The organism is Paenibacillus faecis, from assembly GCF_008084145.1.
GTDB classification, from domain to species: domain Bacteria; phylum Bacillota; class Bacilli; order Paenibacillales; family Paenibacillaceae; genus Fontibacillus; species Fontibacillus faecis.
Map to the genome: position 1 here is coordinate 93614 of NZ_VSDO01000004.1, position 24184 is coordinate 117797.

A 24184-nucleotide genomic window follows, 5' to 3' on the forward strand; every position below is an offset into this window, starting at 1 on the left:
AAGGAGGAATGGCGCGCTTGAGGTGCCGTTCCTCCTTTTTATCGAATATTAGGGCTGCTGCGCGGTCGTTCCCTGGCTGGCAGCTGGCGCTTTTTCCGCGGAAGGGTTCGTCGAGTTGCCCGCCTGAGATCCCGCCGAAGTTCCCGTTGATCCCTCTACCGGGGCCAGCAGCAGCGGTTCCCAGGTGAGGCCTTCGCCGGTCAGTTTTTTGCGCTGGTCCGAGATGGCTTGCAGGGTGTTGTTCCGCTGGTTTTCCAATTGTCTGATCGTATCCTGGTAGAGCGCTTCAACCTTCTGCTGCACGGATTGGGAAGTCGAAGCGATTTGTTGTTTATACGTGGCCGAATCCTGAGAAATTTGTGCCGTGTATTGGGCAAACAGCTTGGCGTATTGCTTCTGGGCGTTGGCCTTGCTGATTCTCCCGCGCGAATAGGCATAGATCGGGCTGGAAATGTAGCTGGTGCTGGAACTCTTCATCAACGCGTACATCGGGCTGGACAAGTAGGTGTCCGTCACCGTTTTATGCAGGCCGTAAGCCGGGCTGGATAAAGAATTGATGTTGGTCGCCTTTTTGTACTCGTACATATAACTGCTTAGCGAGTTTTCGTTGAGCTCGCGGGCGAAAAGCCCCATCGTGCTGCTGAGCGAATGGCGGTTGGCCGCCCGGACATAGACTCCCATTTGGCTGCTTAGCGAATTCGGGTTGATCTCGCGTTCATACTGCCGCAATTCGAACCTTAGGTCATCGTTGTTCTCGTACTGCGGCTTAAGCTCCGCCAAATCGGCTGCAAGCTTCTCGTTCCATTTCTTCTGGTCTTCCAAAACGATCCGCTCCAGCTCCGCAAGCCGGTCGTTTTGGCTCTTGTAATATGTATTGTAGTCCTTGATCAGCTTCGTCATATAGGTGTTGTAGGAAGCATTTACGGTCGAGTTGTAGTTTTTGTACTTGGTCCATACCGCATTGATCCACTTGCTGTCGGCGGCTTGGGCGGAACCCGCCGGGAGGAAAGCGACCATCACCAGCAGAAAGCTTAAAGCCAGCATTAAGCCTTTTCTTATGAATCCTTTACGTTGATCATTTCTTCCCATAGATTGTTGTTACCCTCCATATGATGTGATTTATGTAATATACGAATTAAGGGTATTTTATCCAAATGCGCGGCAGGTTCCAATAGTCCATGATGTCTACGGAACTTTTGGACTATGTTTTCGGGGGGAGCAGGGAAAAAGACATACGACATTCAGCGGCGAAGGATTTTTGTTATTTTCGGCCTCCCGGTATACATTTAGTAGAGTAGGAAGAACGAGAAGGTCGGGAAGGTGACGGGAGGGGTGCACATGCGCTGTATCACGATACGCCAGCCGTGGGCGACGCTTATCGCCATTGGCGAAAAGCGCCTGGAAACGCGGGGCTGGAAAACGAACTACCGCGGAGAGTTGGCGATTCATGCCGGAAAGCGGGTAGATCTGGCGGCCTGCCTGGCGGAGCCGGTGCGTTCGCTTCTGGCGGCGTCCGGTTACACCGCGGCCAACCTGCCGACCGGCGCGGTGGTGGCGATCGCCCGGTTGGCCGGCTGCCACCCGGTGGTGGCCAACGACGGGGAGACGGCCGTGTTGAACGTCCGGGAGGGCGGAAGTGGCGGACGCGGGGAAGTTGGCGAACGCGGCAAAGCTGGCCGAGGCGGAGATGGCGGAGATGGCAGAAATGGTGGGAGTGGCAGAAATGGCGTGGGGAGTGGGGATGGCGGGGATAGTGGAAATGGTGGGGATGGCGGGGATAGTGAGGATGGCAGAGATTGTAGAGACCGCGAAGACCGCGAAGACCGCGAGAACCGCGCTTTAGTTGTAACCGGGCAAGAGTATCGGTTCGGTGACTTTGCGCTGGGGCGATACGGCTGGGAGCTGGTCGAAGTGCGAAAGCTGCCGGAGCCGGTCCCCGCTGCGGGGAAGCAGGGATTGTGGAACTGGGAGGCCCGGTGGTAGGTTGATTTCCGCTGTCGTTCCGCTGTAGCCAATCAGTTCTAACGGAACTTGAACAGCTGTAACGGAACTTCAAAAATTCTAACGGAAATAGTAGCCGCTATTTCTGCCAAACGGGTCGATTTCAGATTTTAACGGAAATAATAGCAGCTATTATAGTAATAATCAGCAATTTTAGTGCTAAAAGTGGGAAATAGGCGCTATGGCGTCCGTTAGAATTCGGGAAGAGCTATTTTTCGTAAAATAGCGGCTATTATTTCCGTTAGAAAGTGAGCCCTATCCTCTCAAGTCACATTGACAACGGGGGAAGGGTGTTTTATAGTTTAGGTAAACGTTTACGCCACAATATTTCGCATCCCACGCATCCTTTATATCCATTGGAGGGATAGGAGGCTAAAAGGGACGCTTTGTTGGTATTGCTCAACTCGGTTAGCTAGACAGCGGCCTTGGGAAATCTCAAATAACCCCATAAACGTAAGAGTACGCTCGATGGTTAGAGGCTGAAGCCGGATTGGCGGGGAACATCAGGGTCGGCCGCGAATTCGCGGCGATGCTGGGTCGGGCACAACTCATGAACTTAACGTAAACGTTTACGTTAACTGGATGTTGGCAAATGGCGGGCTCCACGTTATAAGACGGCACTACCGCCGCCGACATGCTGCACGATCCGGACGTCCGTACGGCCGCCGACGGCACGGTTACAACCTGTATGACGATACGACCGCCGACGGCACGGCCACCGCCCGTATGACGGCAGGGTAGTGCGACCGCAGGACAACAGTATGGCGACAGCACGGTTACCACCTGTATGACGAGACGGCCGCCAACGGCACGGTTACCACCTGTATGACGATACGACCGCCAACGGTACGATTGCCGCCCGCATGACGGCAGGATCGAGCGACCGCATCGCGATCGCATAAAAGTGACCAGCAACAGCAACTGGATAAAGGCTGCAAAAGGTAATAATAAGATAAAACGAACGCATCTGCGAGAGGAGTCGAAGCGAAATGGTGAAGAAATGGTGGAAAGAAAGCGTTGTGTATCAAATCTATCCCCGCAGTTTTATGGACAGCAATGGGGATGGGATCGGGGATTTGCGCGGGATTATCTCCAAGCTGGATTACCTCAAGCTGTTGGGGGTCGATGTGGTTTGGCTGTGTCCGGTTTACGAATCGCCGAACGACGATAACGGATACGATATCAGCGACTACCAAGGCGTTATGGGCGAATTCGGCACGATGGCGGATTGGGAGGAGCTGCTTGCCGGGCTGCATGAGAGAGGGATGAAGCTCATCATGGACCTTGTCGTGAACCACAGCTCCGACGAGCATGCCTGGTTCGTGGAGTCGCGCAAGTCCAAGGACAACGCGTATCGCGACTACTATATCTGGCGCCCGGGCAAAGAAGGCCGCGAGCCCAATGATTGGCTCTCTTTCTTCAGCGGGCCGGCCTGGCAGTACGATGCGCAGACGGACGAATATTATCTGCATCTTTTCTCGACCAAGCAGCCGGATCTGAACTGGGAGAATCCGAAGGTCCGGCGCGAAGTGTACGACATGATGACCTGGTGGCTGGACAAAGGGATCGACGGCTTCCGGATGGATGTCATCAACCTGATCTCCAAAGTGCCGGGGCTACCGGACACGGCTGACGGATCGGGGGGCGGCGAGCATTATATCAATGGGCCGCGGGTTCATGAATTTTTGCAGGAGATGAACCGGGAAGTGCTGTCCAAGTACGACATCATGACGGTGGGCGAAACGATCGACGTCTCGCCGGAGGACGCGGTTCTATTTGCGGGCGATGACCGCGGAGAACTGAATATGGTGTTCCAGTTCGAACTGATGGGCATCGATTCGGGGCCGAGCGGTAAATGGGAGGTTCTGCCCTGGAAGCTGACCAAGTTCAAAGAGATCGTCAGCCGCTGGCAGACCCGGCTCCATGGCAAGGCTTGGAACAGCATTTACCTGAACAATCACGATCAACCCCGCCTGCTATCGCGATTCGGGCACGACGGCGAGCATCATAACGTTTCCGCCAAAATGCTGGCCACCTTACTGCACACGCTCCAAGGGACCCCGTACATTTACCAGGGGGAAGAAATCGGGATGACCAACGTACGATTTGAGACGATCGAGGAATACAAGGATATCGAAACGCTCAATATGTACCGGGAGTATCTCGACAAAGGCCACGCGTCGGAAGATATTCTGAAGTCGATCTACGCCAAAGGGCGCGATAACGCCCGGACACCGATGCAGTGGAACGGGGAAGAGCAAGCCGGATTCACCACCGGTACGCCGTGGATCGCCGTGAACCCGAACTACAAAGAAATCAACGTGGAGCGGGCGCTGAACGACCCGAACTCCGTCCTGCATTACTACCGGAATTTAATCGAGCTGCGGAAAAAGCACGAGATCATCGTATACGGTGATTATAAGCTGCTGAATGCGGAGGATGAGCAAGTATATGCTTTTGTCCGTACTTTGAATAAGGAACGCCTGCTGGTTATCTTGAACTTTTATGAAAAACCGGCGGAGTTCGCGCTAAGCGAACGTATTGCGCATGAAACCCGGGAAGTGCTGATCAGCAACTACGAGGTGTCCGCCGAAGAGGACTTCCACCAATTGACTCTGCGTCCTTATGAGGCACGGGTTTACAAATTGTTTTAAGCAAAAAGCAGTCTATCCTCACTCTAGGATAGGCTGCTTTTGTTTTTACACATAGGATTAGGATTTAAAAACCTGAATCTGTTCCTTCAAGTCGTTCATCATCACATTGAGGTTCTGCGCCGCGCTCTCGATCCCTTCCATAATTGCCGACTGTTCCGTGGAGGATTGCGCTACCGAGAGGGCGCTCTCCGCCGATTGTTGCGCCACCGTCAGCATTTCGCCCATGGTGGCGGCAATCTCCTCGGTGCCGGCCGAGATTTGCTCGGTCGTCGCCGAAACATCCTGCATTTGCGTGGAGACTTGACGGATCGATTGGCGGATGTGGTCAAACGAGTCCCCGACCTTTTTCATTCGGTCTATTCCGTTATAAATATCGGTGATGTTGTTTCTCATGGATCCCGTTACCTGAGCACTGGAATGTTGGATGAACTGAATCAACTCGACGATATGTGAAATAGACTGGCTGGTCTGCTCCGCCAGCTTCTTAACCTCCCCGGCAACGACCGAGAATCCGCGCCCATGCTCTCCGGCACGCGCGGCTTCAATGGAAGCATTTAAGGATAGGAGCGCGGTTTGATTGGAAATGTCGGAAATGACATCGACAATCTGTTCGATTTCCTTGGAGCGATTGACGAATTGTTCGACATCCGCCGCGGTTTGGTCCGCCGATTGACGAATGATGTTCATCTGCTCAATGGCGGACTGAATTTCGACAAAACCGAATTCGACTTCGCTCGACACCGTTTCGGCTTGCTCCGATATCGTACCGGCCGCCTCGGCAATCTTCTGAACGCCGATAGCCATTTCTTCCGTGGACCGGGCCGACTGCTCCGCACCTTGGACTTGGGACGCGGATCCGTTCGCCATATGTTGAATATCCGTCTGGATATTCATGGCGGCTTGCGCCGACTTGCGGGATGCGGCTGCAAGTTCATCCGAGGAGGTGGCGACCCGGCCGACGGTCTGATGGATTTGCTGCACCATACCGGATAACGAATCGATCATTAAATTGATATTCTCGCTCATCCGGCCGATTTCATCTCGGGATTTAACGGTGACCCGCTCATCCAGATGCCCTTCGGCAACTCTTTTGACGACGTGGGAGGCGGCAAGGAGCGGCTTCACCACCAGCTTGGCCAAAATTACGGATACGATGACCACGAGCGCCATAACGGCAACGACCAGGACAATGGACAGCGTCCGGGCTTGATAAACCTCAGCCATGATCTCGCTCTTCGGAACGGTAATGACCATTTTCCATTGGGTAGTAGGAACGGTTCCAAAGTAAGCGATCATCTCTTTGCCTGAGTCGTCCTTGTAAGTGATTGAACCTTCGTTTTGGCCCAAAATACGCTCGGCGGCCAGCTTTTCTCCGGAGCTTTTGGCGTAATCCTTCATATTCTTGCCGAAGCGTTCCGCATCCGGGTAACTATAGTAGACGCCGGTATCCGAAACGAAATAGCCTAAGCCGGTTTTGCCGAGGTGAATGCTGTTGCTCTGCTCTGTGAGGATGTCGGGCGTGACCGAGAAGGCGACTCCGCCGAGGAACTCGCCGCTTTTATCGTTAATCGGCACAACCACCGGGATGATGTATTTGTTCAACGGTTCGAGATAGGACATCTCGGCAATAGCCGGGGCCTTGGTTTGTTTGGCTCTCACAAAATAATCGCTCTTCGACATGTCCGCCGTCATGTTCTGCATATTCGTGAGTGTACCGCCTTGATCAATCAGGCTATAGCCCTCCGATTGGGTATCGCTTTGTTCCAAAATATTTAATATCGGAAAAATCGTGTCAGCCTGGACATGTTGAAATTGAGAATTTTGTTTGATTAATTCCTCCACGGCCGAAATTTTGGACTGCATCCATTCGTCAATTTTCGAGATGTTGAGCTCCAACGTTTTTTGCGCCATTTTCTCGGCGTTGTCCTTCGTTTCCCGGCCGAAATAGTCGATTAGGAACGTGTTGGCGGCAAGTAGGGGCAGGAGGGAAACCGCGAGAATGATGATTAGCAATTTGGTTTGAAAAGGCATACCTCTCCCCTTAACGGCAAATCGGGCCTGAGCTGGGATTTTGCTTGTGGACATAAACTGACCTCCATGAGTCTTGTGAATTATATAACTAATGGTATCATGAAAAAATAGGGTATATTTGGTACAATCGTGAGAAACTTAAAGGTCCTATTTTCGGCAATTTCCAGCAAATAATGACAAAAGGCATTGAATTTTTCAAAACTTAGTTACTTGTCTAGCGGAGTTGTTAATCATGGTAGGGTGTGATAAAATATAAATACTGTGTTTTATATAGTATGTATTCCCACTTAGGAGGTGGATTTGGATGAATATGTTTTTGGAAGTGCTGCTCGTTATTTTCTCCATCGGTCTGATTGCGGTCGTTCTGCTGCAAAAAGGGAAGAGCGCAGGTCTTTCCGGTGCCATCTCCGGAGGAGCGGAACATCTTTTCGGCAAGACCAAGGCACGCGGCATGGAGCTCGTATTGGAACGGGTAACCGTCGGATTGGCGGTAGGCTTTTTCGTACTATCGATCGTCGTAGCCGTTGTCGCCAATTAATGAATTAAAGATGAGATCAGGGCCTCGTTTCCGTCAGGAAGCGGGGCTTTTTTGTGCGTGGTAAAAGGCGAAGGCTCGGAACGGTCAATGGGGATCATCGGAAAGGCGTCCCTGCCGTGATGTGACGCATGCCTGATGTATCCTGTGAGGATAAAAAAGGCAATTTTGTTAAAATACTTGTTCTTGTTATAACAACTGCATTAATCTAAGGAAGAAGGAAAATACAGGGAATTCATTTAACCTCTCCAAATTCAAACAGATAGCGGGGTTGTTGTGATGAATAAGATTTCGAGAAAAATCTTTATCCTGATTAAGCCATATCTGGGCCTCGAACTGCTCGGTCTGCTGTTGACCGTCCTCTACACGCTGTGTGTTTTTGCCACTCCCCTGGCTTCCCGGTATCTGATCGACGATGTGCTGCCCAACCGCTCCCGGGAAGGACTGCTCGCGGGCATCGGCATATTTGTAGCGGTGATGGCTTGTCAGCCGACATTGGGCTTCGCGAAGGATTACCTGTTTCGAACCATCACCGAGAAAATTACCTATGATTTGCGGACCAAATTGTACGGCAGTGTACTGCGGGCTCCGATGACCTTTTTCGATACGGCGAAAGGTGGGGAAGTGGTCTCCCGTATCGTCAATGATGGCATAGGGGTCAGCAAGTTTATCGGCAGCATTTTCATTTCTTTGATAAAGGATGTATTCATGATTGTTATGATTTTGGCCGGCATGTTTATGATGTCTGCCCGGATCAGCCTGCTGATTCTCGGGGTCTATGCGCTGTTTTTTGCCCTGAAGTTCACTGTCAAGCACAAATTCAGAAAAATCTCCCTGGATATTCAGCAAAATAACGACGCCATGTGTGTGGCCGTATCGCAAACGGTCGCTTCCATTGCCACGATCAAGACGTTTCTCTCCGAAAGTTACTTTCTCTCCCGTTTTGACCTCATCTTAAGCAAAAGTTTGAATGACAACCGGCGTTACGCCCTGTATATCACTCTGGTGAATAACCTGTCTTCTTTGCTGATGGTCGTGTGTCTGTCGATTACGTACGGCTATGGCACCTGGCTGGTCATGAGCACGAACTTGACCCTTGGGGCCGTCATCAGTCTGAGCATCTATATCCAGCAGCTTATCAGCCCCGTTAATGAGCTAATCAACAGCTATATTGAATATCAGCGGATCGTTCCTATCCTCGACCGGATCGCCGAGTATGACGAGCTGCCCGCCGAGGATTGGGGAGATGGACGGCCGGTCGGTCCAATCGCCGATATCCGGTTCAAAGACGTACATTTTGCCTATGGGAACAGCAAGATTTTGAACGGAGTGTGTTTCCATCTGCCCGGTCGGGGCAAGTTTGCCTTTATAGGCCCTTCCGGCGGCGGAAAAAGCACCCTGATCAAGCTTATCCTTGGCCTTTACGCCCCGCAACGCGGGGAGATCATCATTAACTCGCGGGATATCGGACATATCGGCGTAGCCCGGCTAAGAGAGCAAATCGGCTATATATCGCAAGAAATCGATTTATATAACGTGAGTATTCTGGACAATATCCGGTGTGGAGATGCAGATATCGCAGACGAAGCGATAAAGGAGGCATGCCGAAAATTAAAGCTCGATGCGAAAATCGCCTCGCTCGATCAGGGCTACCATACGATCATCAATGAGCGCATCAATCTGTCCGGCGGAGAAAGACAACGGGTGGCCATAGCCCGAATTTTGGTCAGAAATCCGTCTCTTTATATTTTTGACGAGCCTACTTCGGCTCTGGATCCGGAGAATGAACGGATCATCACGGAGCTGCTCGATGAGATTGCGGAGGATCGGGTGGTTATCGTAATCGCCCATCGACTGTATACAATTGAGAACGCCGACAGATTATTTTATCTGGAAGACGGGCATCTCACCGAATTCGCCGATTATTGGGAATTCACCCGATATCACACCGCCGCAATCCGTTCAAACGTCCCGACAAACGAGAGAGGAGAAAATGTAATAATATAACTTTATATCAAAAAAATAGTATAAAAGGGTTGAAATAGTAGACTAAGTTTGGTAATATTTGTTTGTGAAAGTTATTTCTTTCACTGGCCAGAAGAGATAGATAACTTTCCATGTCGCTCTGTCGAACAACTTGCTTCAATCGTTCCAAAAATCAAAGGAGGAGAAATGATCATGAAAGAAAACGCGCTGATCAAACCGATTAACGAGGAAATCAACGAGGACAAGAACGAATGGATTTTGTGCGGCTCTGATGATGTCTGTGATGATTGTGTAGGCGTTTGTGATCCGACTTATCATTAATTCAAGCAGATCGTTTCCACTTTTTTTGGCAAAATGAGCAGTTGTTTTTTTTGATGGACGGCTTCAATCGGTGATGACAACCCGCCGGTTGAAGCCGGTTCCCATAATACGGGTTAGGGAGGGAAGCCGGACAACGGCAGCCCATATGATAAATACCATGGATTCTGAGGTATGCACTCTGCATAACTACAGCGGGACCAGGTATATTTTTATGCCTGAATTGACGGCTTTGTTCGAACACTCCGACCTGCTGTTTGAGCTGGCCCATCGGCTGGACGGTTCTGACGCCGAGAAGGCGTGCCGTGAACTGGGCGGCCGTTATTCGGAGGAGCTGGTCCGCGGACAGTTGGAGTTGTTGCGGCAGTGGGCGGCGAAAATGGACAGGAAGCGGCGGAAACAAGCGGCACAGTACGGCAAGGTTTCCCCGGAAGCTTGGGCGGGAGGAAAGGTACTGAATTCCCTGTGGATGAACATTTCGCATGATTGCAACCTGCGATGCGTTTACTGCTATGGCAGCGGTGGGGCCTACGGAGGCCGGAGAAAGCTGATGACGGTCGAGTCGGCCAAACGAATTATCGATTACTGGTATGCCCGGGCGGACAAGGATGCGGACGAGTACAGGATCGTCTTTTTCGGCGGGGAGCCCTTGATGAACAAGCGGGTGCTGATGTTCTCCGTCGGTTATATTAACGGCATGCTCGGCGACCGGGCGAATGTCAGCTACGCCATGACCACGAACGGGACGATTCTGGACGATGAGCTACTTCGGCTGTTTGCCGACAATGATTTCCGCATTACGATCAGTCTTGACGGGGACAAGGAGATCCAGGACCGATCGAGGCCGTTTGCGTCCGGCAAAGGCAGCAGCTTCGACAGGATCGGCAAGTCGGTCGAGCGCCTGGGAGGAAGCGGTCTGCCGATTACGGCCCGATTGACCCTGGTTCACGAGCATGTTCCGAAGCTGGCCGAGTCGGTGCACAGTCTGTGGGATTTGGGCATCAGCAATGTCAACTTTGATTTGGTTTCCTCCACCGACGACAGATTCAGGGTTACCGCGGAGGATCTTCAGCTCCTGAAACCGCAATTGGAGCGATTGGCCCGGGAGGTGTACGACAACCTCGTCCACCGGCGGAAACGATACGTCGGCACTTTGACCAAATACGCGAAAGCGATGCATAACCACCAGTATAACAGTTGTGTTTTTTACGCCAAAAACAGCTTGATGGTCGGGCCCGACGGGGAGATTTACAAATGCCACAGGTTGATTGAAGACCCGAAGTTTCACTACGGAAACATCCATACGGATATCGATTGGGGCAGGTACGATAACGACAAACCGGAACCTCCCGCATGCTCTGCGTGCTGGGCACGGCATCTGTGCGTGGGATGCTCGCAAGTGAATTGGGTGTACCGCAACGATTTGAATACTCCCTATGACATTTCCTGCGAGTTTACCCGCATGGTCATCTGGGAGAATTTAAAGCTCTATGCTACTTTGCATGAGAAGGAACCTCAGCTATTTAAGTTGGCGTACCGGATGGGCTAATCGCCGAGAAGGGGGATGGACAGCGTGCTTGAGACGATCCGTGTGAAGGATAAATCGTATCTCTTCTTCCGCCACTCGCTGATGATGTTTGCGTGCGGACCCGAGGTCGAGGATGCCGTGGAACGGCTGAAACGGGGAGCCGCGGAAGAGGACGGCAATGCGGCGCTGCTTCGCGGCTATGCCCAGCGCGATGCCGAAGCCAAGCGGCGGATCGAAGCCGCTCAGGCGGATTACATGGACCGGGATTTGAACATTGCGGGCTGCGATATCAATGTGTTTTACGGCTGCAATCTGAACTGCAAATATTGCTTTGCCGAAGGCGGCAGCCATGGCAAGCGGGGGGCGATGACCCGGGAGCGGGCGAGAGAGGTCGTCGATTATGTGCTGGATCACGCGGGCGACAACGACCAGCTCAAGGTCACGATCATCGGCGGAGAACCGCTGATGAACCTGAAGGTGTTCGAGGAGGTCGCCAGCTACGGAACCCGGGAAGCCGGGAAACGGAACAAGACGGTGCGCTTCGCCACAACCACCAACGGCACCTTGCTCACGGAGCGGGCGCTGGAGCTGCTTCATCAATACGATGTGGCTTATATCATCAGTCTGGACAGTCACGACCGGGCCACGAATGACTTCCTGCGAGGGGACAGAAGCGGGGGGAGCGCCTATGACGCGATTATGAAGCGTTGGGATGCGTTGGATGAGCGCGAGATCATTCGCATTAATGTTACCGTAACCCCTTACAATATGAACCTGTCCGAAATCGCCCGGCATCTGTTCGCGCGAGGCGTCAATTACATTCACTTCACCGAGGTCAAAAGCGATCGCAAGGACATGTGCTTCACTCCCGAACAAATCGAGGAGCTGAAACGGGAATACGATCAGCTCGCGGATTTGCTGCTCGATAAGTTGATCTCCGGCGAACGGGTAGGCTGCTATCCGCTGCTGAAGGACTTGAACAAGCTTCATACCCGCAGACCGGTGCTCCAGGTTTGCAGCACGCTCAACCGCAGGGTCGCCTTTTCTCCGGACGGAAAAATTTATCCGTGCGACATGTTGATGTGGGACGACTATTGCCTAGGGGATACCGAGCAGGGGGCCGACCCGGCCAGCATTAACGGTCTGAAGCAAAGGCTGGCGGATGAAGGGGAATGCGACGGTTGCTGGGCCCGGTATTTATGCGGAGGCGAATGTCTGGCGGACAAGCTCTGGGACAACCGGGAGCAGCGCGCTTTGCGATGCGAGCTGAAACGCCATATCTTTTCGCTCAAATTATACATCTATGACGCACTTGTCCACCAGGCGGAAGGTTTTGAGTTCAGCAAATACTGAAGCTTTAAGGAGGAGGATCCCTGTGAGAACGGAACAAGCCGTTGCCGGCCCCGAAGGCCGGGCTGCGACGCTGGCGAGTCCTTTTTTGACTTTCACCGAGAGTGGAGAGTATTTCGTATTTGACGGAAGCAGCGGGGTAATGTCCCGAATCGGCAAGCTGGTTTACGATATTTTGAATCTCTCTCCCATTTACGACATTTACGGGGAAGAGGATCTGGTTAAGCTGAGAGAATTGCTAACCCCCAAATATGCGGAAGCAGAAATCGACGAGGCTGTCGGGGCGATTCAAGATTTTAACCGGCAGGGTTTTTTGGAACATAAACACAAAATCTACGAGCTGTTCGATGAAAAATACGAAAGCGCCCAAAACGGGTATTTTGGCGGTTGTTTATGGCTGAATTTGTCCCATGACTGCAACTTGAGATGTACCTACTGTTTCGGCAACGGCGGCGATTACGGGCACAGCCGCATGCTGATGACCCGGGAAACCGCCAAGGCGTGCATCGATTATTGGTACGCTCATTTGAATAGAGACCAAAAGCTGTTTGATGTCGCTTTTTTCGGTGGGGAACCTTTGATGAATCAGGAGGTTCTTTTTTTCGCAGTCGAATACATCAACCAGTTGATGTCCGGTCATAGCGGCCGGGTGCGGTACAACATTACGACCAACGGAACGATCCTGAATGACAAGCTGCTGCGGTTGTTCAAGGACAACGACTTTCTTGTGAGCATCAGTATCGACGGCATCGAGAAGATACATAACAGGAACCGGCCCTTCGCCAGCGGGCGGGGCAGCTTTGGTCGCATTCTGCAAAATATAGCGGAGCTCAAACGCGAGTTCTCGCCGCTATCCTCGCAGATTACGGTCCGCAAGCGGGACATCCCCTTTTTGACGCCATCGGTGGAGATGCTGTGGGAGGCCGGGGTCAACCGGGTGCATTCCAATTTGGTGTTTCATGAGGACGAAATCTACGAATATGAAGATTTTGCCGAATATGAGCAGCAGATCGGCAGGCTCGCGGCGATGACCTTCGCCAATATTATGGACGACAAGCCTTATACCTATCATGGCTTAGTCAGACTTGCGGGCAGGATTCATAAGAAGAAGTTCTCCGATTCCTGCTTCCTTTGGCAGAACGGGGCCTTTATATTCACGCCGGAAGGGGATGCGTATCGATGTTACAGGTACATCGGCAATCCCGAGTACAAACTGGGAAGCATCCAAGATTCCGGGTTGGCGCTGCTGGATAACCGCTTCAAAAAGGAACGCGTTTCCAAGTGCTCCGCATGCTGGGCCCAGCTTTACTGCGGGGACGGCTGCGCTTACGAGAACGAGATTTACACCGGCGATCCGGAAGTCCCGGCCGAAGCCTGGTGTGCCAAAACGAAAATCATGTTGAAACAGAGTTTGAAGTTCTACGCCCGCATGCAGGTGGAATGTCCCGAAAAAGCCAAGCAATATTTCAATTGGAGCTGATCGCCATGCATGATCCGAAATATTTTCCTTTTACGACGGACGGGCAATATTATCTGTACGATACAGACACGGGGATGGTTTACGGCGCCAACAGACTGGTTCACGACGCCGTGCGGCTGATGAACACGGGCCTGGATGAGGGGGCGACGAGGAGTGTACTCGCTGCGGAAGGGGATGATCTCCGGGAAATCGAAGAATGCCTTGGCGTGCTGTCTCAGCTGTCCGCGACCGGCACCGCGCCGGCAGCGCCGCGAAGCCTTCAGGTGCGGAAGCCCAAGAGCGTGAGCAAGGATGACTGGTTTGCCGGGAAGGCGCTGACGAAACTGTGGCTGTCCCTAACCGAGGGCTGCAATATGCAGTGCGCGTATTGTTTCGGCGGCTACGGGCTGCGGAACAAAGTGATGATGTCGGAGGAGACCGCGAAAGCGTGCATTGACTATTTTTTCAAATACGCGGCACGGCAAGCGGATAAGTATAATGTGAATTTTTTTGGCGGAGAGCCGCTGCTCAACAAGAAGACGTTTCTTTATGCCGTCGACTACATCAACGGGAAGGCCCGGGAGGCGGGGAAGAGCATTCATTACATCATTACCACCAACGGGACCCTTCTGGACGAGGATATTTTGCGGGCGCTGGCAGAAAACCGGATGTACGTCAACATCAGCATCGACGGGGGAGAATATACGCATAACTTGCACCGCAGGTTCGGCAGCGGCGGCGGGACATTCCGGACCATCGCGAAAAATTTGGCGGCCATTCGCGGCCGGGGATATCACAATCTGATCGCCAGAATGACGTTGACGAAACAGGGCGTATACTCCCTGAGGGAGGATGTCGAGTTCCTTTGGCGGATGGGGTTTAATCATGTTTTTGTCGACCCGGTCAAATCCGACTCGCCCGAGCTTGCGCTCGATCCGTCTTCGCTGCGGGAGTTGCGGAGACAGTTCGACGGGTTGCTGGAGCAGATGAAGGAAGAAGAGCGCCAAGGGAACTCGAAAATTATCCGCTCGATTACCGATCTGTACGAGTCGATCGACAACAGGTCGCTGAAAGGTGAATGCACCTATTTCAATGCGTTCTCTCTGCAGTTCACGCCGGAAGGGGAAGTATACAAGTGCAGTTTTACGGAGCGGCAGGCAGAGGAGCGTGCCGGAAACGTAAGGGACGGTATTGATTGGGAAAGGTTTCAGCGGAAATATGCGCCCGAGGAGAAATGCCTTGGCTGCTGGGCCAGACGGTTGTGCGGAGGCGGCTGTTATTTGGACCGGGACGATCCCGTGATGTGCGAGTACGCGAAGTTGATCACGGAATATGGTCTGAAATATTATTCGTTCAAGAAAAAACGCAAGGTTCAGCTTAAGGAGGGGTAACGGATGTCTTATTATATGCTGGCGTTGCTATACACCTACAATTGCTGTGCGTCCTGCGACATATGCACTTATTACTGCGCTCCGAAGCGGGAAGAGAAGATGGAACTGGAGGAGGCGATGCGCTACGTCCGGGAAGGCAAGGAGCTGGGCATGCGAATGCTGGGTGTGGCCGGCGGAGAGCCGCTGCTCTACCTGGACGAAATTCTCGAGCTCTCCAGCTACGCTAATGGCCTGGGCATGAATATCACCTTGACCAGCAATGGCTATTGGGGGAGTTCCTTCGACCGGGCTTATGTCATCTTGGATGCGCTGCGAAACGTCGGGGTCAGACATATCAAGATCAGCTCCGACGAGTTCCACGGCCGGTACATTCCTTACGAGAATATCGCCAATGTGTTGAATGCGGCCAAGGAGCTGCAAGTGAAGATCGTGCTCGGCTGCACCTCGTTGAAGAACAGTTCCCGTCTGAAAGGGCTGCTGGAGCATATTCAGGATGCCGCCACCGGGGTGATCCTGATGGAACAGACCTGCTATCCGATCGGCCGCGCGCGGGAGATGTTCAGGAAAGAGGATTTTATCCGCGAAAACCGGGCCATGACTTCCTGCCGGGACAGCGGCATGCTGATCGTCACTCCGGAGGGGAACGTCTACCCCTGCGGGTCCATGTGTTCGAACGTTCCCGGCCGGCTCACGGGTTCGCTCGCCGAGCAATCCATGGCTTCGCTCATCGAACGGGCGGAACAGGACCGGCATAACCGTTTTATCCGCAAGCACGGCGTCCAGCCCTACTACGATTACATCAAAGAGCATAACATACCGATTCCTCTGGAAGAGAATCTGGTGGATACTTGCCACGCCTGCTACGAACTGTTTCGGGATGAACGCTGGCTGCCCGAGCTGGACAAAGTGGTGGAACGGCTGGAATCGGCCTATGGAGCCGCAAGGGGATGAATATGAATTTTCGGCTGATAGAGCAGACCGGCCTGAACCAGGTCGGCGTTGAAGTGGAGGGGCGAGCATTCCGGCACGAAAGCGGGATGACCCTCCTGCTGTTTCATGACAGCCATAGCACCGAAATCGCCGTAAATATAACGGTGGGGACTCCGGCCATCGATCACAAGGGAGCCTCCCATATCGTCGAGCATTGCATTGCCGCCGAGCCTCCCGAGGGGCTGCGGGGGCTCCGGCGGTATGCCGCCACCTATCAGGATAAAACCAGTTACGAGTTTATTCTGAAGCAGGGGGAGCTCGAGCAAATCCGGCTCGTATTGAAAGGCATCTTCACCCCCGCTTTTAAGGCCGACAAAGCGATCTTTCTACGCGAGGGATGGCGGGCCGAAGAGCATCAAGGACGCCGGTTTGTTCGGGGCGTCGTGCTGAACGAGGTGAGGGACTTGCTATCGTCCCCGATTTATCGGCTGATTCAGCTAGCTCCTTTTACGCTATACCCTAATTCGGTGCATGGTAATATCGCCGGCGGGTTACCCGCGGAAATCGTCAAGGTGACTTATGAAGAAGTGGTCGGGTATCACGAGACGTATTACGTCCCTGAACGGTGCTGCATGTATATCTACGGCAACCTGGATTACGACGGGGTATTGGAAGCGGTAGACCGCTTTTTCACGGAAGGTTTTCGGCACGCCGCCAACGCCTCCGCTGTCTCCGCCGTCTCCAGCGTATCCGACCCGGTCTCTTGCCGGCCGATTCCATATTATGAAGGCCGCTATCCGGCCGTCCACGAATCCGTAAGCGGGCATGATTTTATCGGCGTCAATTACCCGTTGGTCAAGCCCCAAACCCAGGGGGAGTACAATGCTTACTACTGGCTGGAAAGGCGATTGACCGAAGCGGCGACGGACGACTTGGCGGCCGATTGTCCCGGCAAGATATGCAAAGCCGTCTTCAAAAACTCGCTGCTCCGCCCCTATCTTGCGCTCATGTACGGTTTCTGTCCGGGCGAGGCCCGCGAGGAGGCCGTCCGATATTCATCCGCGCTGCTCGATCGCATCGGCCCGGAGGCGGGACGCACGGACATCCCCAATTACATCGCCCGGCTAATCGACCGGGGCAGAGGCCGGGCCGGCTTGCTAAAGCTGGGACATTATCTCATGGAGGCGCATTTCGGCGGGTTGCCCGCCTTCGCTTACATCCGGGAAAGCGCGGAGCGGACGGACCGCCAACGCTGGAGCGCGCTTTTCGAAACGCAGTTTCGCGCTTCCCGCTGTGCGGTCGTCTGCCTTAAACCGGGTCGGGATGCCCATGGCGGCGAAACTGCTGCCACCGAGCCGCCGGCTGCCGCCGCTACGGTTTCGCCGAGCAGTGTTCCCGCCCCCGCGGATGCCGCTCCGCAACCCCTGCGAACCGTCGCTCCCCCGTTTCCTTTGTCCGTCCAATTTCCCTCCTGCCTTTCAAATGAACCCCCTGAGCGTCCGCCGGAATGCGAGCCAATGGTCATAGCCGGAATTGCCGGCTACATGTATACCCAACTGGAAGGAGGACATTATGGTCATCTTTATTTTGAGATCAGCGACTTAAAGGCCGGTCAATGGGCGTGGGCCACTATTTTGGCGCGCTCGATGAACCTGTGGTTATCCGCTCACGGTTTCGGGGAAGAAATCCGGGTAAGCTGCACCACCTGCCAGGACGAGGAACGAGCGAAAGCAAGGTCCTTTCTGCGGGTGAGCCTTTCCGGAGACTCGCTGAGCCGGTTCGACCGGTTGTTGCACGAATGCCGCCGCATGATGGACTCCCCCTCCCTACTGGCGGACGGCCTGCGGCTGGAAAGAGAGCTGAGTATCATGAAAGCCAACCTGGACCTTACCCTGATGACCGATGTCAGAAGTTTAATCCTGCTGCGGGCCTTATCGTACACGTCCGGCTGCAGCCATCAAAAAGACGCGCTAAGGGGCATTGCGTTCTACCGCAGCCTTTCCGCCTTATTGCGGGAGGCCGGCGGACCGTATTTGATCGCCCGGCGTCTCGCCGAAATCGCAGCCGTAGTCTTCACCCGTTCCCGGCTCATTGTCAGCGTGTATACGCGCGATCTACGGAGCGTTTTGCAACCGATCGAGCGGATGGTGCGCTCCCTCGATCCAGGTTGTGCCTGGCCCTCGGGAATGGAGTTTAAGGCGCTGCACGGACGGCGCGAGGGCTTTATTTCCGCCAGTCCCACCCAACAAATGGTGTTGTGCTCGGACCTGACGGGAAGCGGCCTGAAGGCTTCGCCGCGACTAAAAGCTTTATGCGGACTAGTTAATGATCATTACCTTCTTCCTGTATTGCGTCAACGATTGGACGTGTACGCTTGCGAAATGAGCGTCATCGAGAATCACCTGCTCCTCGCCGCCATGAAGGCCCCCCATCTGGAGCCGACCCTGGAGGCGTTTCGCAGTACGGGGAAGTATATACGGACGAACCTAGCGGCAATCAGGAACGCCCTGACGGATTACGCCCGGCTCCATCACGGAAGGACACAGCCTATGCGAAGCACACCTTGGAATGACCTGGAGACCGTAAAACAGTTAACTTCCCCGGGGAACCGGGAGGAGCGATCGTCCGCCTTCGCAGGAAGAGCGGATGACACCGCCGAAGAGGAAGAACTTCTCCGGGTTGCAGATCTGGCGGACAAGGTGGCCGAAGCTGGAAGCTATTGTATAATTGGAAATAGCAAGGAGGTAAAAAATAACAGCCGCTTGTTCTCGTCGATCGACGAGCTGCTGATCCCATAGGGACGGGCAAGGTAGGCATTTTGGTACAAGGGTAGGGTGTCTATGAAAAAAATACTGCTGGTGGAGGACGATCTGAGTCTGATCGAGGGTTTGCGTTATTTTCTGGAGAAGCAAGGGTACGAGGTAACCGTGACTCGCGGGGTGGCCGAAGCGGAAGCGTGTATCGCGGCTGGTTCGTTTGACATGGTGTTACTCGATGTTATGCTGCCGGATGGCAGCGGCTTCGAATTGTGTCGCGAAATTCGGAGAATTTCGGAGGTGCCGGTTATATTTTTGACGGCTTTGGATGAGGAAGCCAATGTCGTGATGGGGCTCGATCTCGGCGGAGACGACTATATGACCAAACCGCTGAAACTGAATGAGCTGATCTCGCGAATGAATGCGGCCTGGCGGCGCTCCGGGCCGGGCTCCGAGCCTCCGTCGGAACAGGAAGCTATCTTGAAAAGCAACGGAATCACGGTCAAGCTGCTGGAGGGGCGCGCGATCAAGGACGGAACCGACCTGGACCTGACGGCGGCTGAGTACCGCCTGCTCTGCCTGTTTATGCGCAACCCGAAGCTCGTGTTGACCAGGGAGCAGATGATGGAGAGGCTGTGGGGCAGCCGCGACAGCTACGTGGACGACAACACCCTGGCAGTTTATATCAGCAGGCTGCGCGAGAAGATCGAGGATGACCCGAAGAATCCGGAATTTTTAACTACGATCAGGGGGATGGGATACCGATGGAATGTCATGAAGTAAAGGAACGGCCATGGACGTACTGAACAACAAAGGCGTCAAGCCGGTGCTGCTGACGTTGGTGCTGGTGTGGGCAGCGGGTTTGCTGGCGGGACAATGGCTGGTTTACGGTCAGTCCACCGGGATTCAGCGGGTATTTACGGAGCGGGACGCCGAACTGGCCGGGCGGATCACGCGGGCTTATCCCGGCTTGACCGGCGCGGAAATCGCATCGCTGTTCACCGCAGCGGCGGGGGCGGAGGATGCCGAGGCCGGGAGGGCGATTCTCGCGGACGCCGGCTACACGGCTGGCACGCCGATGCGGCTGTTTCCGGCCGTCTGGTCATCATACCGCCTTCATGCGCTCGGAGCCGGCCTGACCTGGGCGATTGCCGGCGTGCTCGCCATGCTTGCGGTGCTGCGTTTTCTCCAGCGTTTGTACCGGACGATCGACCGGTATCAGGAAGAAGTGCACCGCATCATGAACGGGGGAAGGTCGACCCGGATCGACGATACCCAGGAGGGGAGCTTGTCCAGGTTGGCCGGGGCGATCAACACGATGATAGCCTCCCTCCAGACCCATCTTTATAAGGAACAGCAGAGCCGCTTGTTCTTGAAAGACACGATGACGCATATTTCCCATCAGCTCAAGACCCCGCTGTCCGCGCTGTTTATGTACAACGAAATCATGCAGGGAGAATTGGTGGACAATCCCACGGTGATCCGGTTTCTCGACAAAAGCGGACAGGAATTGGAGCGGATGCAGCGGTTGATTGCGAATTTGTTGAAAATGGCCCGGCTGGACGCTCGTATTATTGAGCTGCAAATGCGGGCGGTCCGGTTAAACGAGCTGATCTGCAGGGCGGCGGGCAGCCTGGAGACCCGGCTGGAGCGAGAGCGGAAGCGGCTCGATCTTGAAAGTGCCGGACAGGTCACCTATACCTGCGATCCCGAGTGGTTACTGGAGGCCGTCAGCAATCTGTTGACCAATGCGATCGACCATTCCGCCCCGGGCGGCGTAATCACCGCGCGCCTTGCCGAAACGCCGCTGCTGGTGGAGATCGAGGTAGCCGACCGCGGAGAAGGGGTGCATCCTGATGACGCCAATTTTCTGTTCAAGCCGTTTTATCGCAGCCGTTTTTCGCAGGACAAGCAGGGCATCGGCATCGGTCTTAGTCTGGCCAAGACGATCATCGAGATGCACGGCGGATTTATTTCACTGGACAGTAAGCCCGGACAAGGCGCGAAATTTACGATCCATCTCCCGAAGCTTACGAATTTGTAAGCGGAATTTCATCGGCCGGTAAGCTCCCGCGTTTAACATGATGGGGCAGGCGCAAGTTCTTATCTTAACCAATCATAGACCGGGGGATAGCCATGATGGAAATTTTAAAAGCAAACGGGTTAAGTAAAACGTACGGTCAAGGGGAAACCCGTGTCGAAGCGCTCAAAAACGCTTCGTTCTCGATCAACAAGGGGGAGTTTGTATCCATTGTCGGGCCGTCCGGATCGGGAAAGAGCACGCTCCTGAACTTGCTGGGGGCGCTTGATTTCCCCAGCGCGGGGAGCGTGGTTCTGGACGGCAGGGAAGTGTTCCGGATGAAGGAGAAGGAGCTTTCCGTCTTTCGCAGACGCAATATCGGGTTCGTGTTCCAGGCGTTTAACCTCGTACCCGAGTTAAACGTGGAGGAGAACATGACGCTGCCGCTGCTGCTGGACCACAAGAAGCCCGATGCCGATTATTTGACGGAACTTCTCAACCTGCTGGGGCTCGCCGAACGCAGGCATCACTTGCCCAGCCAGCTCTCGGGCGGACAGCAGCAGCGGGTGGCGATCGGCCGGGCTTTGGCGGCGAAGCCGAAGATCATTTTGGCCGACGAACCGACGGGAAATCTCGATACAAGAAACAGCAAGGATGTCATCAAGCTGATGAGGTTGTCGGTGGAGCGGTACAACCAGACGCTGGTGATGATTACGCATAACCCGGGCTTCGCCTCCGTCGCCGACCGGGTGCTGAACGTGGAGGATGGCATCGTGACCGAACTGGGGGGCGATAGCCAATGAAGAGCTATTTGGGGCTGGTGCGAAAGTACTTATCGGCGCACCCGCGAAAAACCCGGCTGACGGTGGCGAGCGTGGCCATCTCGGTCGCGCTGGTGACGGGGATTTTTTCCATGCTCGATGTGGCGCTGAAATTCGAAAAAACCCAGGTGATTCATGACTTCGGCAACTATCATTTGGGGATCGAGGCACCCACGGCTAAGGAGATTGAGGGCGTATCGGCCCGGCTCGACGTGGAGCGAACGGGAAGATGGTTCGGGCTGAAGGAGGGAACGGTGAAAGGGGTGGACAGCGAATTCGGAGCGATTGACGAACAGTTCGCCGAAAATATGAATGTCCGCCTGCTGGAAGGTCGCTTTCCGGTCAAGCCCAATGAGATCATGATCGAACAGTGGGCGTCCGATCCGCTGTTTCTGAATGCTGGGCTGAACGACAAGGTACAGGTGGCCCTGTCCGGCCTGAAGGAAACGGAATTCTTGGTGAGCGGGGTTTATCGTGACCTTAGCAGCCGCAAGGCTTCGGGCTCGCCCGGGGTCCTGTTGTCCGCCGCGGCGGCGGAGACCATCGCTGGCGGAGAGAAGAAAGTGACCCTGCTGGTCGAATTCAAGGATGGGGTCAATGTGAACAACGCCGCCAAAGATATCATACACCGCCTCGGTATTCCCAAGGATCGGGTCGGATTTAACACGCGGCTGCTGGCGGTAACCGGCCAGGGCGGCAGCGATATGGTCATGAGTTTGTACGCCACCGGCGCGGTTTTGTTCTTTATTGTACTGATCGCCGGGGTTGTCATGATCTACAATATCTTCAATATTTCGGTCATGGACCGCGTGCGGCAGTTCGGTCTTCTAAGATGTATCGGGGCGTCGGCGTCCCAGATCCGTAAGCTGGTCCGGCGGGAGGGGCTGAGGATCACGCTGATGGCCATTCCGCTCGGGGTGCTGGCCGGGATGCTCATTACATTTGCGTGTTCGGCGATATTGAAGTTCTATAATGACGAGCTGTTTGCGGACATCCCGCTGTTCAGCGTAAGCGTATTGGGGATCGCCGCCGGGGTGGTCGTCGGTTTCCTGACGGTCTACATCGCTTCCCTGCTGCCGGCCCGAAAGGCATCCCGCATTTCCCCCGTCAACGCCGTGACCGGAAGCGAGGAATTCAAACCGCGCAAACGCCGGAAACGGGGTCTGCTGACACGGATGTTCCGCGCGGAGTTGGCGCTGGGGGTCAATAATGTCATGATGAAGAAAAAGACACTGGTATTAATGGCTTCTTCCATCGCCATCAGCATCGTGTTGTTCCTGGGTTTTCAGGTTTTGGTTGATTTTATGCATACGAGCATAAAGACGACCAAACCTTACACGCCGGATATTTCCCTAACGGCCAAGGAAGGCGTGATCGGCAAAGAGACGTATGACGCTTTGACGGACATGGACGGGATCAAGCATGTCTACGGGCGGATGATGGGGTATGCGGAAGCGGATTTCGATAACCGAAAACCGACGGAGGGCCCCCAGAGATCGTGGCTCATTTCCTACGATCAAACCCAGTTGAGCTGGGCCAGGGACGATCTTGTCGACGGGGTGTTGTCGGAAGCGAAAATGGACGAAGAGAACGGCGTCATTGCAGTGGTATCCATATTCAGCAAAAACCGAAAAACCGAGGCGTTAAATCTCAAGGTTGGAGATGAAGTCAAAATAAACACGCCGCAAGGGGTTCAGTCATTAAAGGTGACGGGCGTGCTGCGGACGGTTCCGTTCAGTTCGTCCGAAACCGTGTCGGCCGCGTTCATAACCACGGAGAAGCAGTTTCCGAAGCTGACCGGACAGTCCGGGTACAGGGCGATCGATGTCCAACTGAACGGGCGGGAGGAGACTCGGACCGTGGATAAGATCAAAAGGCTGGTAACGCCGGATGTGGAGTACCTGGACAGCCGGCAGCGAAACGCCGAGAACGATCAGACATTCATGACGATGGCCGTGTTTATTTACGGATTCGTTGCGGTGATCGGCCTAATCAGCGTGTTGAACATTGTGAATACCATGAATACAAGCGTGGCCCAAAAAATACGTTATTTCGGCGTGATGCGGGCGGTGGGTATGTCCGGCGGGCAATTGAGCCGGATGGTGCTCACGGAGGCGGCCGTCTACTCGCTGTCCGGGACCTTGGCGGGTCTGGTGCTCGGCGTGCTGCTGCAGAGGGCGTTAATTCACGGCGTGTTATCCGATCTTCATTTGATTTGGAGATTCCCTGCAGGGCAAATGTTACTGATCTTCTTCATTATCCTGGGTGTCACGGTGTTGTCGGTGATCGGGCCGTTAAAGCGTATTAAGCAAATGAGCGTTTCCGAAGTGGTAAGTTCATTATAACGAACAGGCTCCCCCGTTATTACAGACGGGCGAGCCTGTTCGTCGTTTGCGGATTCCCG

At 54.1% G+C, this 24184-nt stretch carries 17 protein-coding genes; 15 read left to right on the plus strand and 2 right to left on the minus strand.

All coding sequences use genetic code 11. The features are described from left to right. Positions 1 to 48: 48 nt before the first annotated feature. Positions 49 to 1089, minus strand: coding sequence for a hypothetical protein (locus FRY98_RS18475; protein ID WP_148454743.1), 1041 nt, complete (start codon positions 1087 to 1089; stop codon positions 49 to 51). A gap of 249 nt (positions 1090 to 1338) precedes the next feature. Here FRY98_RS18475 and FRY98_RS29320 point away from each other — a divergent pair, with 249 nt between their 5' ends. Both FRY98_RS29320 and FRY98_RS18490 read left to right on the plus strand, forming a co-directional pair. Then, the gene (locus FRY98_RS29320) at positions 1339 to 1983 is read left to right on the plus strand and encodes an ASCH domain-containing protein (RefSeq protein WP_338114606.1); all 645 of its coding nucleotides are present in this window, start codon (positions 1339 to 1341) and stop codon (positions 1981 to 1983) included. A 1007-nt stretch (positions 1984 to 2990) separates the two neighbouring features. Continuing rightward, on the plus strand, positions 2991 to 4655 hold the full coding sequence (locus FRY98_RS18490) for a glycoside hydrolase family 13 protein (RefSeq protein WP_148454745.1): 1665 nt from the start codon (positions 2991 to 2993) through the stop codon (positions 4653 to 4655). A 57-nt stretch (positions 4656 to 4712) separates the two neighbouring features. Here FRY98_RS18490 and FRY98_RS18495 read toward each other — a convergent pair whose 3' ends face one another. Then, the gene (locus FRY98_RS18495) at positions 4713 to 6740 is read right to left on the minus strand and encodes a methyl-accepting chemotaxis protein (protein ID WP_148454747.1); all 2028 of its coding nucleotides are present in this window, start codon (positions 6738 to 6740) and stop codon (positions 4713 to 4715) included. 250 nt (positions 6741 to 6990) lie between these two features. Here FRY98_RS18495 and secG point away from each other — a divergent pair, with 250 nt between their 5' ends. The 13 genes from secG to FRY98_RS18555 all read left to right on the plus strand — a co-directional run bounded on the left by secG (position 6991) and on the right by FRY98_RS18555 (position 24125). Then, positions 6991 to 7224 (plus strand): preprotein translocase subunit SecG, encoded by a 234-nt coding sequence (gene secG / locus FRY98_RS18500; RefSeq protein ID WP_148454749.1) that lies wholly within the window; start codon positions 6991 to 6993, stop codon positions 7222 to 7224. A 276-nt stretch (positions 7225 to 7500) separates the two neighbouring features. Further along, positions 7501 to 9228 carry an ABC transporter ATP-binding protein gene (locus tag FRY98_RS18505; RefSeq protein ID WP_148454751.1) on the plus strand — a complete coding sequence of 576 codons (1728 nt, stop codon included), beginning with the start codon at positions 7501 to 7503 and terminating at the stop codon, positions 9226 to 9228. Between the two features lie 171 nt (positions 9229 to 9399). After that, a complete protein-coding gene (locus tag FRY98_RS29210; protein WP_263639022.1) occupies positions 9400 to 9528 on the plus strand; it encodes a hypothetical protein in 129 nt (42 codons plus the stop codon). A gap of 211 nt (positions 9529 to 9739) precedes the next feature. Then, complete coding sequence (locus FRY98_RS18510; RefSeq protein WP_170287123.1) at positions 9740 to 11074, plus strand: radical SAM/SPASM domain-containing protein; 1335 nt, start codon at positions 9740 to 9742, stop codon at positions 11072 to 11074. 24 nt (positions 11075 to 11098) lie between these two features. Next, the gene (locus tag FRY98_RS18515) at positions 11099 to 12406 is read left to right on the plus strand and encodes a radical SAM/SPASM domain-containing protein (protein WP_211373330.1); all 1308 of its coding nucleotides are present in this window, start codon (positions 11099 to 11101) and stop codon (positions 12404 to 12406) included. A 22-nt stretch (positions 12407 to 12428) separates the two neighbouring features. Beyond that, positions 12429 to 13883, plus strand: coding sequence for a radical SAM/SPASM domain-containing protein (locus FRY98_RS18520; RefSeq protein WP_170287124.1), 1455 nt, complete (start codon positions 12429 to 12431; stop codon positions 13881 to 13883). Positions 13884 to 13888: 5 nt separating this feature from the next. Then, complete coding sequence (locus FRY98_RS18525) at positions 13889 to 15253, plus strand: radical SAM/SPASM domain-containing protein (protein WP_170287125.1); 1365 nt, start codon at positions 13889 to 13891, stop codon at positions 15251 to 15253. Between the two features lie 3 nt (positions 15254 to 15256). After that, positions 15257 to 16204: a radical SAM protein gene (locus tag FRY98_RS18530; protein WP_148454761.1), complete on the plus strand. Its 948-nt coding sequence runs from the start codon at positions 15257 to 15259 to the stop codon at positions 16202 to 16204. Next, positions 16201 to 18981 (plus strand): insulinase family protein, encoded by a 2781-nt coding sequence (locus FRY98_RS18535; protein WP_148454763.1) that lies wholly within the window; start codon positions 16201 to 16203, stop codon positions 18979 to 18981. The genes FRY98_RS18530 and FRY98_RS18535 overlap by 4 nt, the downstream gene beginning before the upstream one ends. Before the next feature lie 42 nt (positions 18982 to 19023). After that, positions 19024 to 19722, plus strand: a complete 699-nt coding sequence (locus FRY98_RS18540) for a response regulator transcription factor (RefSeq protein WP_148454765.1) — start codon at positions 19024 to 19026, stop codon at positions 19720 to 19722. A 10-nt stretch (positions 19723 to 19732) separates the two neighbouring features. Continuing rightward, a complete protein-coding gene (locus FRY98_RS18545; RefSeq protein ID WP_148454767.1) occupies positions 19733 to 20983 on the plus strand; it encodes a HAMP domain-containing sensor histidine kinase in 1251 nt (416 codons plus the stop codon). A 95-nt stretch (positions 20984 to 21078) separates the two neighbouring features. Beyond that, positions 21079 to 21762: an ABC transporter ATP-binding protein gene (locus FRY98_RS18550; protein ID WP_148455853.1), complete on the plus strand. Its 684-nt coding sequence runs from the start codon at positions 21079 to 21081 to the stop codon at positions 21760 to 21762. Further along, positions 21759 to 24125, plus strand: a complete 2367-nt coding sequence (locus FRY98_RS18555; RefSeq protein WP_148454769.1) for an ABC transporter permease — start codon at positions 21759 to 21761, stop codon at positions 24123 to 24125. The genes FRY98_RS18550 and FRY98_RS18555 overlap by 4 nt, the downstream gene beginning before the upstream one ends. Positions 24126 to 24184: the final 59 nt, after the last annotated feature.

Bases quoted from the DNA above. Each gene is read 5' to 3' on its own strand.
- FRY98_RS18475 (WP_148454743.1), bottom strand. From the start codon at position 1,089: ATGGGAAGAAATGATCAACGTAAAGGATTCATAAGAAAAGGCTTAATG.
- FRY98_RS29320 (WP_338114606.1), top strand. From the start codon at position 1,339: ATGCGCTGTATCACGATACGCCAGCCGTGGGCGACGCTTATCGCCATT.
- FRY98_RS18490 (WP_148454745.1), top strand. From the start codon at position 2,991: ATGGTGAAGAAATGGTGGAAAGAAAGCGTTGTGTATCAAATCTATCCC.
- FRY98_RS18495 (WP_148454747.1), bottom strand. From the start codon at position 6,740: ATGTCCACAAGCAAAATCCCAGCTCAGGCCCGATTTGCCGTTAAGGGG.
- secG (WP_148454749.1), top strand. From the start codon at position 6,991: ATGAATATGTTTTTGGAAGTGCTGCTCGTTATTTTCTCCATCGGTCTG.
- FRY98_RS18505 (WP_148454751.1), top strand. From the start codon at position 7,501: ATGAATAAGATTTCGAGAAAAATCTTTATCCTGATTAAGCCATATCTG.
- FRY98_RS29210 (WP_263639022.1), top strand. From the start codon at position 9,400: ATGAAAGAAAACGCGCTGATCAAACCGATTAACGAGGAAATCAACGAG.
- FRY98_RS18510 (WP_170287123.1), top strand. From the start codon at position 9,740: ATGCCTGAATTGACGGCTTTGTTCGAACACTCCGACCTGCTGTTTGAG.
- FRY98_RS18525 (WP_170287125.1), top strand. From the start codon at position 13,889: ATGCATGATCCGAAATATTTTCCTTTTACGACGGACGGGCAATATTAT.
- FRY98_RS18530 (WP_148454761.1), top strand. From the start codon at position 15,257: ATGTCTTATTATATGCTGGCGTTGCTATACACCTACAATTGCTGTGCG.
- FRY98_RS18535 (WP_148454763.1), top strand. From the start codon at position 16,201: ATGAATATGAATTTTCGGCTGATAGAGCAGACCGGCCTGAACCAGGTC.
- FRY98_RS18540 (WP_148454765.1), top strand. From the start codon at position 19,024: ATGAAAAAAATACTGCTGGTGGAGGACGATCTGAGTCTGATCGAGGGT.
- FRY98_RS18545 (WP_148454767.1), top strand. From the start codon at position 19,733: ATGGACGTACTGAACAACAAAGGCGTCAAGCCGGTGCTGCTGACGTTG.
- FRY98_RS18550 (WP_148455853.1), top strand. From the start codon at position 21,079: ATGGAAATTTTAAAAGCAAACGGGTTAAGTAAAACGTACGGTCAAGGG.
- FRY98_RS18555 (WP_148454769.1), top strand. From the start codon at position 21,759: ATGAAGAGCTATTTGGGGCTGGTGCGAAAGTACTTATCGGCGCACCCG.